Here is a 15704-nt window from a genome sequence, read left to right on the forward strand (position 1 = left end):
CTCCTTAAATCGACCTCGATTTAAGGAGACATGCAGTAAATCAAAGTGCTACAGCGACCTTTGCGCGTCTGATTAGACGCGCGGCGCTGTAGAGCGACCTCAGCGCTTCGAGGCGAAAAGCTTCAGATAGGCGTCGGTGATCGCCTGCTTCGAGAACTGGTTCATCAGCGTCTCGTGGCCGCGTGCGGCAAGGCGTTCGCCGAGCGACGTGTCGCTTGCGATCCTGTCGATCGCCTGGGCAAAACCGTCGGCATCGCCGATATCGACCATCAAGCCGTTCTCGCCGTCGCGCATGAACCATTGCGGCCCTTCCGAACGGCTCGAAACAACAGGTGTGCCCTGGGCCCAGGCCTCGAGGATGACATTGCCGAGCGGCTCATGGCTCGATGCCATGACGAAAATGTCCGAAGCGGCGAGGAAGGGACGCGTATCCTTCTGCCAGCCCGCAAAGCGCACGCGCTTCGCGACGCCGAGATCGGCCGCCAGCTTCTCCAGGTTTCCACGTTCCTCGCCGTCGCCGACGAGCCAGAGGTAGGCGTCCGGCACCTTGGCGATCGCCTGGATCAGCGTGTGGAATCCCTTGCGCGGGACGAAGCGTCCCATCGACATGACGACGGGCGCGTTCTCCGGCGTATCAAGCGTCGCCCGGCTGACGGGGGCGACCCGCTCGGTACCGGTGAAGTTGGAGATGACCTCGACGTCGCGCGTCCAGCCGAGCTTGCGCACATGTTCGGCAATGCCGGGCGTGTTGCAGACGAGGCAATCGGTATTGCGGAAATAGTCGAGGCGCAGCGGATAGTCGCCGAGGCGGGAAATCTTGATGCAGCCCTTGTAGTTCGGCATGAGACGGCTCGCGCGCGGCATCCAGGCGAAGAGCGCGTCCGGCTTCTCGCGGCGCGCCATGCTGCTGACCTTCATCGGCAGGAGGATCCGGTCGAGCGACAGGTTGCGGAAATTGCTTTCGACGATGTGCGTCGCACCCTCGATATCCTTCCGCCAGATGCGCCCGGGCCGGATGACCGAGGTCTGCTCGACGCCGCGCTCGCCAAGCGCATTCACCAGATGAACAAAGAAGCGCTCTGCGCCGCCGTCCTTGCCAAAATGAAAGTGCATGATTTTCATGGGAACCTCACGGGCTGGTCTGGCGCCGATCCATGTCGTCATGGTTCGGACGGCGTTTCAGCGCGTGCCTCTGATAGATCTTGGCTGCGGTCAGGAAGGCGTAGACCGCCCCCGTCATCGCTTCGATGAGGCCCGGAAAGCCGCAGCGCCAAAGGCCGTTGCGGAAATAGAGCCGGTAGAAATAGAGCGGTGGGCTGAACAGCATCTTGTAGGGCCGCGCGGACTTGCCGGCGGCAAACTGCTGGTCTGCCTTGAGCGTCGAGTACTTGTTTTCCTTGAGGATCTGCTCGTCGATGATCAGCGGCCGGTAGTGCAGCAGGCTGCCCTTGCGGGCGGCACCGACGGCACCATCCGGAACGATACCCTCATGGACCTTCTGGTTGAGGTCGTAGCGGCCCCTGCCCTGGCGGATCAGCCTGAGGTTCCGCCTTTCGTGCACGCGCACGGGCGTGTAGCCGTAGCCGATCAGATAGGGCCTGCGGGCGACGCGCCAGCCGACTGTCTCCGCGGGTGCATCAAGCAACGATGGCAGCAGCGCCTTCAGCGGCCCGTCCAGGCGCTCGTCGGAATCGATGTTGAGGCACCACGGCTGCATGCATTGATCGAGGGCGAACTGCTTCTGGCCCGCATAACCCCGCCACGGCTCATGCAGGAAGCGGATGGGCCAGCCCTTGTCGATATAGGATTGCACGAGTGCCGGCGTGCCGTCGGTCGAGCCGGAGTCGACGATGACGATTTCCGCGCATTGATCGAGGCTCTCGATGCAATTACCGAGATAGGCTTCTTCGTTCTGGCAGATGATGAAGGCGGAAAGCGGAAGCTTGCTCATGGGCGGGCCTTAGATCTGAACGAGGCCGATGTCCTTGACCTGGCGAATGGTCAGCATCGTGCGCACCGTGTCGACCCGTTCGTTGGCCGTTAGCACTTCGATGACGAAATCCTGGAAAGTTGTCAGGTTCTCGGCGACACAATGCAGCAGGAAGTCGCTTTCGCCGGAAACTGTCCAGGCCTGGCGGACAATCTGCCATTCGGCCGTGGCGGCAGCGAAGGCCTTGAGATCGGCTTCCGATTGGCGCTTGAGGCCCACCATGCAGAAGGCGACGAGATCGAAGCCGAGAGCCGGTGCGTTCAGGAGCGCGTGATAGCCCTTGATGACGCCGGTTTCCTCGAGCTTGCGCACCCGCCTGAGGCACGGCGGCGCAGAGATGCCGACCCGTTGGGCGAGATCGACATTGGTCATCCGGCCATCACGCTGGAGCTCGCGAAGGATCTTGAGATCGATTGCGTCGAGCTCGACTTGTTTCGTCATGAACGTTCGTCCTTTTTGCGTGGCGACTTTATGCGCGAGGGCAAAGTCGAAAACTTTGTATTTGCTGATGGTTGGGCTGATCCAATGGCCTGCGATGTAGACTGGTCCCCTATCCCGGCGCAGCCGCGATCATCTCTGTCGAGATTTCCGGCAAGGCGCGCTCTCCAAGGGCGAGGCCGTCTCGAGTCGGTGCGTGGCCGAGCGCAGCGCCTTCACGATGGAACCAAGCACGGCCGGCATTCAACCCCATATGCTTCTCCAGCAAAGTGAATCCGCGTGAAATATCGCCAAACCCGCTGGACAACAAGCAGTCCCGCCGACTATTCGCGGGAAAATGGCACGGCCGATGCCGGTAGGACCGCAAAAATGGGCCTCGACCGCCGCAAGCGGCATGGGCTTGGCCCGCTGCGGCGATCATTCGCCCGTCGCACCGCTCGCGGTGCGCGGTCCGGCAAAACGGATCGCACGGCCGAACCTGGTGCACAAACGCGTCATCTGGTGGCAAAACTAGGCTTGGCGCTCAAGCACTTGTGTGTATCAGGGCGGACGCCCTTGAAAGTCATGGCAGGGAATACCTAAACTATGGAACTATTTCCCATTGACGCAATGGAATCGGACGAGAGCGTTCCCTCTCCCCGTGAACGAAGGACAAGACTATGACTGCCCGTCACGTGAAAGTGCTGATCGTCGGCTCCGGCCCGGCTGGTTATACGGCCGCCATCTACACGGCGCGCGCCATGCTCGAGCCGGTGCTGATCGCCGGCCTGGAACAGGGCGGCCAGCTGATGATCACCACCGACGTGGAGAACTATCCGGGCTATGCCGATCCGGTTCAGGGGCCATGGATGATGGAGCAGATGCTGAAGCAGGCGACCCATGTCGGCGCCGAGATCGTCAACGATCTCGTGACAGATGTCGATCTGTCCGTGCGTCCGTTCCGCATCAAGACCGACAGCGGTAGCGAGTGGACGGCGGACGCGCTGATCATCGCAACCGGCGCCAAGGCCAAGTGGCTCGGCATCGAGACCGAACACACCTTCATGGGCTTCGGCGTCTCAGCCTGCGCCACCTGCGACGGCTTCTTCTACCGCAACAAGGACGTCATCGTCGTCGGCGGCGGCAACTCGGCCGTGGAAGAAGCGCTGTATCTGTCGAATCTCGCCAAGACCGTCACCGTCGTGCACCGCCGCGATTCCTTCCGTGCCGAGAAGATCCTGCAGGAGCGCCTGTTCGCCAAGCCGAATGTCAAGGTGATTTGGGACCACGAGGTCGTCGAGTACCTGGGTACTCCGGCGAAGCCGCCGATGCCTGCTTCGGTCAACGGCGTGAAGCTGCGCAACACGAAGACCGGCGAGACCTCGGACATGGTCACCGACGGCGTCTTCGTCGCGATCGGCCACGCGCCGGCGGTCGAACTTTTCAAAGGCAAGCTTCGGCAAAAGTCCAACGGCTATCTGTGGACCGCGCCCGATTCGACGGCGACCGACGTACCCGGCGTTTTTGCCGCGGGCGACGTGACGGACGACATCTACCGTCAGGCGGTGACGGCGGCCGGCATGGGCTGCATGGCAGCGCTCGAGACCGAGAAATACCTGGCGGGTCATATGCCCGTCGCAATTGCAGCCGAATAGAAGCTGCGAATCGGGGCGGGTGTCCTGAGGCACCTCCCCGTGTGGGAACAGACGCATCAGCCACATCCGGGAGACAGGACCCCGTCTCCCGGCGTGGTTTCATATGGGGGACTTCATGTCGCTGGACTGGGACAAACTGCGCATTTTTCACGCGGCGGCCGAAGCTGGGTCGTTCACGCATGCGGCAGACAAGCTCCATCTCTCGCAATCGGCGATCAGCCGGCAGGTGAGTTCGCTTGAACAGGATGTCGGCATCAAGCTGTTCCACCGCCATGCGCGCGGCCTGATCCTCACCGAACAGGGCGAGATCCTCTATCGCACCGCGCACGAAGTGCTGATGAAGCTCGAAAGCGTCAAGATCCAGCTCAGCGAGACCACCGACAAGCCGAGCGGCAAGCTGCGCATCACCACGACCGTCGGTCTCGGCCAGGGCTGGCTCACGGACAAGATCCAGGAATTCATGTCGCTGCATCCGGACGTGCAGGTCCAGCTCATTCTCGACAACGAAGAGCTCGACGTGAACATGCGCCATGCGGACTGCGCCATTCGCCTGCGTCAGCCGCAGCAGTCGGACCTCATTCAGCGCAAGCTGTTCACGGTGCATATGCACGTCTACGCCGCGCCGTCCTACATCAACAAGTATGGTGAACCGCAGTCGATCAACGATCTCGACAATCACCGTATCATCACCTTCGGCGAACCGGCGCCGAACTATCTGCTCGACGTGAACTGGCTCGAGATCGCTGGCCGCGATTCCGACAATCCGCGCGTGTCGCACCTGCAGATCAACAGCCAGACCTCGATCAAGCGCGCCTGCCTGCTGGGCATCGGCATCGCCATGCTGCCGGACTATATCGTCGGCCGCGACCCTGGCCTCATCCAGCTTCCGATCAGTGCCGACATCCCGTCGTTCGATACCTATTTCTGCTATCCCGACGAGATGAAGAACGCTGCGAAGCTCAAGGTCTTCCGCGATTACATCGTCGCCAAGGCGCGGAACTGGAACTTCTGACGCTGGCCTAGCAAGTGCTCTTTTTGTGAGCATTTCCTAGATTCGTTCATAACTGACTGTTTCTAATGTGATATTTTGAATGCGCCCTCTGCTTTTTGTGGCGCATTTTTATTGTGCGCTGCAAAAATATGCAGGGATGCGCACATGGCATGGCTGTCATGCATATTAAATGATTGTTGCCCGCCCAAAAAAGCAGCATACCAAACTCAGCTGATGCATCTTTGGTGGCTTCTCCTCCCAGTGCCACCGCAGCAGCTGTTCCCCTCTGGAGGTTTAAATTACCTTCACAACTTATAAGGGCCCAAGTCATCTTGTGGCCCTCTTTTTTGTCTACTGTTAGATACGGGCGAACCGTGATGAAAATCACAGCCGGCTATTGAAAGCCGATACTTCGCTTCCCATATTGAAATGTAGCTGATGCATTCTTGGTGGCTTCTCCTCCCCGCCACCGCATTAGCTGTTCCCCTCTGGAGGTTCTCATTACCTTCACAACTACAAGGGCCCAAGTTTCTTGAGGCCCTTTTTTTTGCCCTCGCGGTGCTCACGGCCTTGTGATTTGAATATCGCACTTTCACGATACATCTATCGATAAAACTCGATATGGCGATATACAATGGACCGAGACGAGATATTGAAAGCGCTTGCCCATCCAGTGCGGGTGAACATCCTCGCCTGGCTGAAAGAGCCGCAGCTCCATTTCCCGACGCAGGAGCATCCGTTCGATCTCGGCGTATGCGCCGGTCAGTTCGAACGCTGCGGCCTGTCGCAGTCGACCGTTTCCTCGCACCTTGCGGTGCTTCAGCGCGCCGGCCTCGTGACAACGCGCCGGGTCGGCCAGTGGATCTTCTACCGTCGTGACGAAGAGGCGATAGCCGCCTTCCTCAAGAGCATCGGCGACCTCTGAACCGCAAGACCTCCCAAGCAGACCTCCCATACAAACCTCCACGAAAGGACCTCCCATGGCCTCGCTTTTCGACCCCATCACCATCGGCGACATCCCGCTGAAGAACCGCATCGTCATGGCCCCGCTGACGCGCAATCGTTCTCCCGGCGCCGTACCGAACACATTGAACGTCACCTATTATGAGCAGCGTGCAACGGCCGGCTTGCTGATTACCGAGGGAACGGCCATCACGCAGCAGGGCCAGGGCTATGCCGACGTGCCCGGCCTCTATACGCCGGAGGCGCTGGAAGGCTGGCGCAAGGTGACGGATGCGGTGCATGCGAAGGGTGGCCGGATCGTCGTGCAGATGTGGCATGTCGGCCGCATTTCGCACAATTCGCTGCAGCCGAACGGTCTCAAGCCGGTTGCGCCGTCCGCAATCCGCGCCAAATCCAAGACCTATCTGATCAATCCGGATGGCACCGGATCCTTTGCGGAAACCTCCGAACCGCACGCGCTGGAAGTTGCCGAGATCGAAGGTATCGTGGAGGACTACCGCAAGGCTGCGCGCGCCGCGATCGATGCCGGCTTCGATGGCATCGAGATCCATGCGGCCAACGGCTATCTCATCGATCAGTTCCTGCGTTCCGGATCGAACCATCGGGCGGATTCGTACGGCGGTTCGATCGAGAACCGGGCTCGCTTCCTGTTTGAGGTCATGGATGCCGTGACGAAGGAAATCGGCGCCGGCCGCGTCGGCATCCGTCTGTCGCCGGTAACACCCGCCAACGATGCCTTCGATCCAGAACCGCAGCCGGTGTTCGGCTATGTCGTCGAGAACCTCGCCCGTTATCCCCTCGCCTACATCCACATCATCGAGGGCGCGACGGGCGGCCCGCGCGACCACCAGCAGGGCGACCGGCCGTTCGACTATGACGCGCTGCGTTCCGCCTATGTGACGGCCGGCGGCAAGGCTGCCTGGATGACGAACAACGGCTACGACAAGGCGCTGGCGGCGAAGACGGTCAGGGACGGCGAAGCCGATCTCGTCGCTTTCGGCAAGTCGTTCATCGCCAATCCGGATCTCGTCGAGCGGCTGAAGCGCGACGCGCCACTCAACACGCCGGACCAGGCGACCTTCTATGGGGGCGGCGCCAAGGGCTACACCGACTATCCGGCCCTTGAACAGGTCGCCTGACGCTCCCACATGGCCCATGCCCCGTCACCTCGGCGGGGCATTTGTCCCTTGGGAACCCCTTATGTTTTCTTCATATTTTGAAAAATGGTCATTGCAGCCGGACGGCGAAATCATCGTCACGCCCTCCAGCCATCTTCATCCCGTTCGCTATCGCAACCGGTCGGCGATGCTGAAGGTCGCGCGGGACCCCGAAGAAAAGTTCGGTCGCCTGCCGATGCTCTACCGGAATGGGCAAGGCGCCGCAAAGGTCTATGAATCCGACGGCGATGCCGTGCTGATGGAGCGCACGGATAGCCAGCGCAACCTGTTCCACATGGCAATGACGGGAAGCGATCAAAATGTGACGCGCATCATCTGCCGCACGATTGCGGAACTGCATGCACCGCGTTCGACGCCCGTTCCGCAGGATCTCGTCCCGCTCGACAAATGGTTCGCCTCGCTGGAGGCCGCCGCCCCAGTGCAAGGTGGCCTGTTTGCACGTGCGCTCGAGGCGGCGAAGGGCCTGTTTGCCGAGCCGGAACCGCCCGTCGTGCTGCATGGCGACGTGCACCACGCCAACATTCTCGATTTCGGCGACCGCGGCTGGCTGGCGATCGATCCGAAGCGGGTATTCGGCGATCGCGGCTACGACTATGCCAACCTGTTCTGCAATCCGGAGCTGCCTTTGGTCACCGCTCCTGGCCGGCTGCAGCAGCATCTGCCGATTGTCGCCGAGGAGACGGGTCTTCACCCGCGCCGCATCCTCAATTGGGTGCTGGCCTATGCCGGGCTCTCCGCTGCCTGGTTCCTGGAGGACGGTGACGACTTCGGCGTGGAGAGCGATCTGACGATGGCCGAGATCGCAATCGCCGAGCTCGATCGTTAAGCTCAGCCGGTCCTCAACAGGATGACCGCATAAAGACAGGACTCGCTGCCGGCGTTGCGGAAGACGCAATCCTGCGGCGGGCCGAGCTCCAGGCAATCCCCCTCGCCAAGAACATGGGTCTCATGGCCTTCCACAAAGGTGAGGCTGCCTTGTTTCACCCATATCCATCGACGATGAAGCGCATAGGCGGATGCCGGGATCGGCACCTCGGCGCCTGCCGGAAGCTCGACTTCGACAAGTTCGAGCGGCATGTCCGACATCGGTGAAACGTGGCGCCGAAGATATCCCGTTTGCGGATCGCGCCATACCGATTGATCCTGCCGTCGCGATAGCCGGCTGTGGCTCATCTCCGCGCGCGCGATCAGGCTGGACATGGTCAGGCCGAACGCGCCCGCAAGCTTTGCGAGCAATGTCGCCGTCGGGCTGCTGTCGCCCCGCTCGACCTTGTAGATCATTGCGCGCGAGACACCGGAGCGCTCTGAAAGTTCGCTCAGCGACCAGCCGCGTGCCTCCCTTTCGAGACGAATTCGTTCACTGAGCCGTTGATCCAGGCTGTCTACTTTAGTATTCATGTTATAGTCATATAGTGGACGAATGCGAGGAGCAAGCATGCTGATCAGGGCGGCCATCCAAGACGATCTGCCAGCCATCTGCGAGATCTACAACGACGCGGTGGCGAACACGACGGCGATCTGGAACGAGACCCTGGTCGATGTCGCCAATCGGGCCGCCTGGCTGAAAGCCCGTGCGGACGCAGGTTATCCGGTGCTGGTCGCCGTTTCCGACGAGGGAGATATCGTCGGCTATGCCTCCTTCGGCGATTGGCGCCTCTTCGATGGCTATCGCCACACGGTGGAGCATTCGGTCTACGTTCATAAGGATCGTCGCGGTCGTGGCATCGGCCGCAAACTCATGGCCGCGCTGATCGCCGAAGCGGAACGGCTGGGCAAGCACGTGATGATTGCAGGCATCGAATCGGAAAACACGGCCTCGATCCGCCTTCACGCCCAACTGGGCTTTGTCGAAACCGGCCGCATGCGCGAGGTCGGCACGAAATTCGGCCGCTGGCTCGATCTCACATTCATGCAACTGGTGCTTCGGACGGGCTCGCCACGCTAGGCCCCGGCATCCGCTTCGACAATGGCCGTTTGTCGAGGCGATCGGAGATGCTATGAACGCACAAGGACTGTTTCTGGAACGCAGCAACGTGAGTCTTCGGCGGAAGGTGAGATCGGTCGCTTGGTCATGGGTCGCGAGAGCGGCGCTGGCGCTGCTTGTCAGCGCACCCGCATTCGTCGCGGGATCGGCGGCTGCTCGTATCGATGACCTCGCCCCTCGCCCGAAATGCGTCTATTCGGGGCGATCGGCCAAAGATCCCGCGCAGGCACTCTGCATCAGCAAGGAGAATTTCGCCCGCGACGTGTGCGGCGTGATCGACCATTACGCGGCGGCGAACGACCTGCCTTCGGCCTTCTTCGCCCGCCTGATCTGGCGCGAAAGCCTGTTCCGGCCAAATGCGGTCAGCCCCAAGGGCGCCGAAGGGATCGCGCAGTTCATGCCGGGAACGGCGAAGTTGCGGGGGCTCAACAACAGCTTCGATGTGGTCGAGGCGCTGGGAAAATCGGCGGAATATCTGAACGAGCTCAAGTCGCGCTATGGCAATCTCGGTTTTGCCGCCGCTGCCTACAATGCCGGAGAAAACGGGCTGGAGCGGTTCCTCGAGGTCGATTGGCTGCCGGCCGAAACGCGCAACTACGTGCTCGCGATCACCGCCTATAGCGTCGAGGACTGGCGCGACAATCCACCGAAGATCCTCGACCTGACGCTCGACAAGAACAAGACCTTCCTCGATGGCTGCGTGGCGCTCGCCAGCACCCGCAACCTTCGCGATATCGAGGTGATCGACGAAGCCGAATGGGCGCCCTGGGGCGTGCAACTCGCCGCGCATTTCCAAAAGTCGGTAGCGCAGCGCCTGTTCGTGAGTGCTGTCAAGCGCCTGCCGGAATCGATCCGCAGCGAGAAGCCTTTGTTGCTCAGGGAGCGCAATGCCAGCTTTGGCCTCCGGATCCGCTACGCCGCGCGCATCGGCCGCGAGACCCAGGCGGAAGCGAACAAGCTCTGCACCACCATCCGCAAGAGCGGCGGCGCATGCCTCGTCTTCAAGAACTGATCACGCGGGAACGCGGTCGCCTGCGCTCGTGCGTGCGGCTGCCTCTGCCGGCAGGCAGCCAAGCCCCCTGAGCGTCGTTGCCACCGCCTCGTCGATCGGCGTGTGCGGCTCTTCACCGAGAACGGCAAGCAGCCGATCGTTCGGCATCCTCAGCGGTTCACGCCAAACGTAGCGCATCTTGCGCAATTCGCTGAAGAGCGGGACGAAGGGCGAGGCAAGGCCGATCAGCCACCAGGGGAAGGCCCGCACCGGTAGGTCCGGCTTCCCGACGGCACGGCGGATCGCCGCCACCATCTCCGTGCCGTTGCGGTCGAGGAAGCCGCGCATGTGGTAGACGGCAAAGCGCGGCAGTTTCTCGGCACGCTCGACGAGACGGATCATGGTTTCCGCTACGTCGGGCAGATAGGCCCACTGGTGCGAAGTGCCTTCGCGGCCGGGATAGGAAATCGCCGTCAGCGGTTTTCCGGGCTTTACCAGCCCTTGCGAGAACCAGTTGTTCGCGGCTCCCGGGCCGAAGAAGTCGCCTGCCCTGACTATGATGACGCCGACGCCTGCCTCGGACGCATCCTTCAGCCGACGCTCCATTTCCTTGCGGATTGTGCCCTTGTCCGTCTCCGGGTTCTGCGGCGCGTCCTCCGTCAGAATGGGAAAGGCATCGCGGCCGAAATTGTAGATCGTTCCCGGCAGCAGGATGCGCGCCCCTGTGGCCCTGGCTGCAGCGATGGTGCTGTCGAGCATCGGCAGCACCAGGGTGCCCCAGTTGCGGTAGCCGGGCGGATTGACGGCGTGCACGATCAGATCGACCCCTTCCGCCGCGGCGCGGACGTCCTGCGGGCTCATGGCATCGCCCTGCCGCCAGCAGAATGCCGGCTCCGCCCGTGCCGCCTTTTCGGCGTTTCGGTTCAAGGCGCGCACCTGCCAGCCGCGCTTGTCGAGCCCGCGCGCGACGGCGCTGCCAATACCGCCCGTCGCCCCGAGCACCAGTGCGACCTTTGTTCTTTCCTGAGTTGCGATCATGTCACGCTCCATCCAGTTCGTTGAACAGAAGATCACGCATCATGGAGCTAAACGGAATTGCCGAAAATCTTTGAGCGGATATACTGAAATGCATGAGCAAGCCGGATTTGAGCTGGGATTTCTACAGAAGCTTTCTCGCGGTGTTGCGGGAGGGATCGCTGTCAGCGGCCGCCCGCGAGCTCGGCCTGACGCAGCCGACCATCGGCCGGCACATAGACGCGATGGAAGCATCCCTTGGCTATCCGCTCTTCGTGCGGTCTCCGCACGGCCTGCTGCCGACCGATGCCGCACTGGCGCTCAGGCCCTATGCCGAGACGCTCTCCGCGACATCGGCGGCGCTCTTGCGGGCCGCGTCCAGCCAGCGTGATGCCGTCTGCGGTACGGTGCGCATCAGCGCCAGCGAAGTCATCGGCATCGAGGTCCTGCCGCCGATCCTGGCGCAACTGCACGAGGCCTATCCGGAGCTGACGATCGAACTCTCCGCCTCCGACACGGTCGAAGACCTGTTGCGCCAGGAGGCGGATATCGCGGTGCGCATGGTCGCGCCGGCACAGGATGCCTTGATCGCCCGCCACCTCGGCGTCGTCCCCATCAGTTTTCACGCCCACCGCCGTTACATCGCGCGGCGCGGCATGCCGCAGGCACTGACCGACCTCGCCGATCACAGCCTGATCGGCTACGACCGGGAAACCGCGGCAATCCGGGCGATCATCGCGCGCTCGCCCGAATTGCCGGCGGCACGCTTTGCGCTGAAGGCCGACAGCAACCTTGCCCAATTGGCCGCGATCCGCGCCGGCTTCGGCATCGGCATTTGCCAGAACGGGCTGGCGGCGCGCGACCCCGACCTTCTCCCAGTGCTGCCTGGCCTCTTCGAGATGAAGCTCGATACCTGGCTGGCGATGCACGAGAACCTGAAGTCGGCGCCACGCTGCCGCGTCACGTTCGACGCACTGGCCAAGGGGCTGCGCGACTACATTCGCGGAGCGGCACCCGCGGCAGAGGACAGCGACGCTTCCACCTGGCGCGGCGACTATCCATCAAGCAGCGTCGTCCCGTAGGAATTGTCGATGACGCAGAGCCATTTTCCGGCCTCCGTCTTGCGGAATACGTAGGTTGCCCGCCTGACGGTGGAGACATCGACCCCATCGGCGTCCACCGTGTCGAGCACGGTTTCCATGATGACGAGCGCGGTGTCGCCGCCTTCGATCACCTTCATCTCGCCCTGGCGAACCTTCAACTGGTTCTTGAAATGGGCGGCGATCGCCATGAACGCTTTTCTGATCTGGGTCTTTCCGGTCGCGTTGAGACCTGGCTTGACGACCAGCGTCGCGTCGTCGGCATAAAAGTCCATGAGGCTCTCGAAGTCCTCCGCCGTGATCGCACGGTCGGCAGCCTGGATAAGCTGCTTCAGCTCGTGATCTGACATTTCCGTCTCCTGGAAGCACAAGACGGATACACAAAACCCGCCTTGCGGCGGGTTGCTGCTTTGGGAAAAGAGCGTGCGTCAACCCACCATTCGATGAATGGTGGGAATAATCGACATGTTGCAGGCGCGGGCTTTTTCCATGGATCGCGCCTAACACGCCCCTCTCCCATCGGCAAGTTTGCGACCGTCGCAAAGGGCAGTTTAGCATCGGGGAAGAGAAAAGCCCGCCAAGATGACGGGCTTTCATTTTCCTTGAGTGCGTCTATCGCGTGGCGGTTAGCCCTCGGATTCGGCAGGCGTTTCCGGCACGCCATTGTCGACGGTTGCCTCCTCACCTTCGTCTTCGCCGTCCGGCTCGCTGATGCGCTCGACCGAAACGACCTTCTCGTCCTTGGCGGTCGAGAAGATGGTGACGCCCTTGGTGGCGCGGCTTGCAAGCCGGACGCCATTGATCGGAACGCGGATCAACTGGCCGCCATCGGAGACGAGCATGATCTGGTCGTTGTCGTCGATCGGGAAGGCTGCGACCAGCTGGCCGATTTCCGCGGTCCGCGACGTATCGGTGGCACGGATGCCCTTGCCGCCACGACCGGAGGTGCGGAAGTCGTAGGACGACGAGCGCTTGCCGAAGCCCTTGGCCGAGACCGTCAGCACGAACTGTTCGCGCGCCTTGAGCTCTTCGTAACGTTCGTTCGAAAGCTCGCCGCCATCGGTGACTTCCTCGCCAACCAGCGCGATTTCTTCCTCGTCGCCATTCGTTGCCCGACGCTCCGCGGCAGCGCGCTTGAGATAGGCGGCACGCTCCCACGGTTCGGCGTCGACATGGCCAAGGATCGCCATCGAGATGATGCGGTCGCCGTCGCCGAGGTTAATGCCACGAACGCCGATCGAGTTGCGGCCGGCAAAGACGCGCACGTCGCCGACCGGGAAGCGGATGCATTGGCCGAGCGCCGTCGTCAGCATGACGTCGTCATGCTCCGTGCAGGTGTCGACGGACAGGATCTCGTCGCCCTCTTCCTCGAGCTTCATCGCGATCTTGCCGTTGCGGTTGACCTGGACAAAGTCCGACAGCTTGTTGCGGCGAACCGTGCCGCGGGTCGTCGAGAACATGACGTCGAGGTTTTCCCAGGTCGCCTCGTCCTCGGGCAGCGGCATGATCGTGGTGATGCGCTCGCCGGGCTCCAGCGGCAGCATGTTGATCAGCGCCTTGCCGCGTGACTGCGGCGTGCCTATCGGCAGGCGCCAGACCTTCTCCTTGTAGACGATGCCACGCGAGGAGAAGAACAGAACCGGCGTATGGGTGTTGGCGACGAATAGCCGGGTAACGAAATCCTCGTCCCTGGTCGCCATGCCCGAACGGCCCTTGCCGCCGCGGCGCTGCGCCCGGTAGGTCGTCAGCGGCACGCGCTTGATGTAGCCGAGATGCGAAACGGTCACGACCATGTCTTCACGGGCGATGAGGTCCTCATCGTCCATATCCGGGCCGCCTTCCATGATCTCGGTGCGGCGCGGCGTACCGAACTCGTCGCGGATGGCGATGAGTTCTTCCTTGACGATCGACATGATGCGCAGGCGCGACGACAGGATGTCGAGATAATCCTTGATTTCCTCGCCGATCTTGTTGAGTTCGTCGCCGATTTCATCGCGGCCGAGCGCGGTCAGGCGCTGCAGGCGCAGGTCGAGGATGGCGCGGGCCTGCTCTTCCGAGAGGTTGTAGGTGCCGTCCTCGTTGATGCGGTGGCGCGGGTCGTCGATCAGGCGAATGAGGCTCTCGACATCATGGGCCGGCCAGCGGCGCTCCATAAGCTGCTCGCGCGCCGTCTGCGGGTCCGGCGCATGGCGGATGAGCTTGATGATTTCGTCGATATTGGCGACCGCGATGGCGAGACCGACGAGCACGTGAGCCCGGTCGCGCGCCTTGCGCAGCAAGTATTTCGTACGCCGGCTAACGACTTCCTCGCGGAACGAAACGAAGGCCCTGAGCATGTCGAGCAGCGTCATGTGCTCGGGCTTGCCACCGTTCAGCGCCACCATGTTGCAGCCGAAGGAGGTCTGCAGCGGCGTGTAGCGATAGAGCTGGTTCAGGATGACGTCGGCATTGGCGTCGCGCTTCAGTTCGATGACGACGCGATAGCCCTGACGGTCGGACTCGTCGCGCAGATCCGAGATGCCCTCGATGCGCTTTTCGCGCACCAGTTCGGCCATCTTCTCGATCATCGTCGCCTTGTTCACCTGGAACGGGATTTCGGTGATGATGATCTGCTCGCGGTCGCCGCGCATCGGCTCGATATGGGCGCGGCCGCGCATGATGACCGAGCCGCGGCCGGTCTCGTAAGCCGAGCGGATGCCGGAGCGGCCGAGGATCAGCGCGCCGGTCGGGAAGTCCGGACCCGGGATGATTTCCATCAGTTCCGGCAATTCGATCGCCGGATTGTCGATCAGCGCGGCGCAGCCGTTGATGACTTCGACCAGATTGTGCGGCGGGATGTTCGTCGCCATGCCGACGGCGATGCCGCCGGCGCCGTTGACGAGCAGGTTCGGGAACTTCGCGGGAACGACGGCCGGCTCCTGCAGGGTGCCGTCATAGTTGTCGCGGAAGTCGACGGTTTCCTTGTCGAGATCGTCGAGCAGCGAGTGCGCCGCCTTCTGCAGGCGGCATTCGGTGTAGCGCTCTGCCGCCGGCGGGTCGCCGTCGACGGAACCGAAGTTGCCCTGGCCGTCGATCAGCGGCAGGCGGAGAGACCAATCCTGCGCCATGCGCGCCAGCGCGTCGTAGATCGCGGCATTGCCGTGCGGGTGATACTTACCCATCACGTCCCCGGTGACGCGGGCGCATTTGACGTATTTCTTGTTCCAGTCGATGCCGAGCTCGCTCATGCCGTAGAGGATGCGGCGGTGCACGGGTTTCAGACCGTCACGCACGTCGGGAAGCGCGCGGCTGACGATGACGCTCATCGCGTAATCGAGATAGGACCGCTGCATTTCCTCGATGATGGAAATCGGCTCGATGCCTGGCGGAGTTTTTCCGCCGCCGGGAGTGCTTTGCTCAGTCAATGGTGATCACGATCTTT

At 62.1% G+C, this 15704-nt stretch carries 15 protein-coding genes; 8 read left to right on the forward strand and 7 right to left on the reverse strand.

Annotation, left to right across the window (positions count from 1 at the left end; genetic code table 11):
* Positions 1–99: 99 nt before the first annotated feature.
* From AC1Z3V_RS26340 to AC1Z3V_RS26350, 3 genes are read right to left on the reverse strand one after another with little or no spacing between them, the layout of a single operon-like run.
* On the reverse strand, positions 100–1122 hold the full coding sequence (locus AC1Z3V_RS26340; protein WP_483502589.1) for a glycosyltransferase: 1023 nt from the start codon (positions 1120–1122) through the stop codon (positions 100–102).
* Between the two features lie 7 nt (positions 1123–1129).
* Positions 1130–1951 (reverse strand): glycosyltransferase family 2 protein, encoded by an 822-nt coding sequence (locus AC1Z3V_RS26345; RefSeq protein WP_483502591.1) that lies wholly within the window; start codon positions 1949–1951, stop codon positions 1130–1132.
* Between the two features lie 9 nt (positions 1952–1960).
* Positions 1961–2431, reverse strand: coding sequence for an Lrp/AsnC family transcriptional regulator (locus AC1Z3V_RS26350; RefSeq protein ID WP_043614306.1), 471 nt, complete (start codon positions 2429–2431; stop codon positions 1961–1963).
* A gap of 656 nt (positions 2432–3087) precedes the next feature.
* Here AC1Z3V_RS26350 and trxB point away from each other — a divergent pair.
* The 5 genes from trxB to AC1Z3V_RS26375 all read left to right on the forward strand — a co-directional run bounded on the left by trxB (position 3088) and on the right by AC1Z3V_RS26375 (position 8020).
* Positions 3088–4062 carry a thioredoxin-disulfide reductase gene (gene trxB, locus AC1Z3V_RS26355; protein ID WP_483502593.1) on the forward strand — a complete coding sequence of 325 codons (975 nt, stop codon included), beginning with the start codon at positions 3088–3090 and terminating at the stop codon, positions 4060–4062.
* A gap of 115 nt (positions 4063–4177) precedes the next feature.
* Positions 4178–5074: a LysR family transcriptional regulator VtlR gene (locus tag AC1Z3V_RS26360; RefSeq protein ID WP_173518131.1), complete on the forward strand. Its 897-nt coding sequence runs from the start codon at positions 4178–4180 to the stop codon at positions 5072–5074.
* A gap of 613 nt (positions 5075–5687) precedes the next feature.
* A complete protein-coding gene (locus AC1Z3V_RS26365; protein ID WP_429815308.1) occupies positions 5688–5978 on the forward strand; it encodes an ArsR/SmtB family transcription factor in 291 nt (96 codons plus the stop codon).
* Between the two features lie 55 nt (positions 5979–6033).
* Positions 6034–7155: an alkene reductase gene (locus AC1Z3V_RS26370; protein WP_483502596.1), complete on the forward strand. Its 1122-nt coding sequence runs from the start codon at positions 6034–6036 to the stop codon at positions 7153–7155.
* A 61-nt stretch (positions 7156–7216) separates the two neighbouring features.
* Entirely contained in the window at positions 7217–8020 is an 804-nt protein-coding gene (locus AC1Z3V_RS26375; protein ID WP_483502597.1) for an aminoglycoside phosphotransferase family protein, read from the forward strand.
* Between the two features lie 2 nt (positions 8021–8022).
* Here AC1Z3V_RS26375 and AC1Z3V_RS26380 read toward each other — a convergent pair whose 3' ends face one another.
* Entirely contained in the window at positions 8023–8592 is a 570-nt protein-coding gene (locus AC1Z3V_RS26380) for a helix-turn-helix domain-containing protein (RefSeq protein WP_483504156.1), read from the reverse strand.
* A gap of 37 nt (positions 8593–8629) precedes the next feature.
* Between AC1Z3V_RS26380 and AC1Z3V_RS26385 the strand changes: the two genes are divergently transcribed.
* Together AC1Z3V_RS26385 and AC1Z3V_RS26390 are read left to right on the forward strand one after the other, a co-directional pair.
* Positions 8630–9139, forward strand: a complete 510-nt coding sequence (locus AC1Z3V_RS26385) for an N-acetyltransferase family protein (RefSeq protein WP_483502598.1) — start codon at positions 8630–8632, stop codon at positions 9137–9139.
* 52 nt (positions 9140–9191) lie between these two features.
* Positions 9192–10190: a lytic transglycosylase domain-containing protein gene (locus AC1Z3V_RS26390; protein WP_483502600.1), complete on the forward strand. Its 999-nt coding sequence runs from the start codon at positions 9192–9194 to the stop codon at positions 10188–10190.
* Here AC1Z3V_RS26390 and AC1Z3V_RS26395 read toward each other — a convergent pair whose 3' ends face one another.
* Positions 10191–11207, reverse strand: a complete 1017-nt coding sequence (locus AC1Z3V_RS26395; protein WP_483502602.1) for an SDR family NAD(P)-dependent oxidoreductase — start codon at positions 11205–11207, stop codon at positions 10191–10193.
* 92 nt (positions 11208–11299) lie between these two features.
* Here AC1Z3V_RS26395 and AC1Z3V_RS26400 point away from each other — a divergent pair, with 92 nt between their 5' ends.
* A complete protein-coding gene (locus tag AC1Z3V_RS26400) occupies positions 11300–12265 on the forward strand; it encodes a LysR family transcriptional regulator (RefSeq protein ID WP_483502603.1) in 966 nt (321 codons plus the stop codon).
* On the opposite strand, the gene AC1Z3V_RS26405 is transcribed toward AC1Z3V_RS26400, so the two are convergent.
* Positions 12238–12633, reverse strand: a complete 396-nt coding sequence (locus AC1Z3V_RS26405; protein WP_429815325.1) for a YybH family protein — start codon at positions 12631–12633, stop codon at positions 12238–12240. The genes AC1Z3V_RS26400 and AC1Z3V_RS26405 overlap by 28 nt on opposite strands.
* Positions 12634–12909: 276 nt before the next feature.
* Entirely contained in the window at positions 12910–15687 is a 2778-nt protein-coding gene (gyrA, locus tag AC1Z3V_RS26410) for a DNA gyrase subunit A (RefSeq protein ID WP_483502605.1), read from the reverse strand.
* Positions 15688–15704: the final 17 nt, after the last annotated feature.

The sequence above is a fragment of the Ensifer sp. 38_S197 genome, from assembly GCF_056924495.1.

Bases quoted from the DNA above. Each gene is read 5' to 3' on its own strand.
- AC1Z3V_RS26365 (WP_429815308.1), top strand. From the start codon at position 5,688: ATGGACCGAGACGAGATATTGAAAGCGCTTGCCCATCCAGTGCGGGTG.
- AC1Z3V_RS26350 (WP_043614306.1), bottom strand. From the start codon at position 2,431: ATGACGAAACAAGTCGAGCTCGACGCAATCGATCTCAAGATCCTTCGC.
- AC1Z3V_RS26400 (WP_483502603.1), top strand. From the start codon at position 11,300: ATGAGCAAGCCGGATTTGAGCTGGGATTTCTACAGAAGCTTTCTCGCG.
- AC1Z3V_RS26380 (WP_483504156.1), bottom strand. From the start codon at position 8,592: ATGAATACTAAAGTAGACAGCCTGGATCAACGGCTCAGTGAACGAATT.
- AC1Z3V_RS26390 (WP_483502600.1), top strand. From the start codon at position 9,192: ATGAACGCACAAGGACTGTTTCTGGAACGCAGCAACGTGAGTCTTCGG.
- AC1Z3V_RS26360 (WP_173518131.1), top strand. From the start codon at position 4,178: ATGTCGCTGGACTGGGACAAACTGCGCATTTTTCACGCGGCGGCCGAA.
- AC1Z3V_RS26375 (WP_483502597.1), top strand. From the start codon at position 7,217: ATGTTTTCTTCATATTTTGAAAAATGGTCATTGCAGCCGGACGGCGAA.
- AC1Z3V_RS26385 (WP_483502598.1), top strand. From the start codon at position 8,630: ATGCTGATCAGGGCGGCCATCCAAGACGATCTGCCAGCCATCTGCGAG.
- AC1Z3V_RS26345 (WP_483502591.1), bottom strand. From the start codon at position 1,951: ATGAGCAAGCTTCCGCTTTCCGCCTTCATCATCTGCCAGAACGAAGAA.
- AC1Z3V_RS26395 (WP_483502602.1), bottom strand. From the start codon at position 11,207: ATGATCGCAACTCAGGAAAGAACAAAGGTCGCACTGGTGCTCGGGGCG.
- AC1Z3V_RS26340 (WP_483502589.1), bottom strand. From the start codon at position 1,122: ATGAAAATCATGCACTTTCATTTTGGCAAGGACGGCGGCGCAGAGCGC.
- AC1Z3V_RS26370 (WP_483502596.1), top strand. From the start codon at position 6,034: ATGGCCTCGCTTTTCGACCCCATCACCATCGGCGACATCCCGCTGAAG.
- AC1Z3V_RS26405 (WP_429815325.1), bottom strand. From the start codon at position 12,633: ATGTCAGATCACGAGCTGAAGCAGCTTATCCAGGCTGCCGACCGTGCG.
- trxB (WP_483502593.1), top strand. From the start codon at position 3,088: ATGACTGCCCGTCACGTGAAAGTGCTGATCGTCGGCTCCGGCCCGGCT.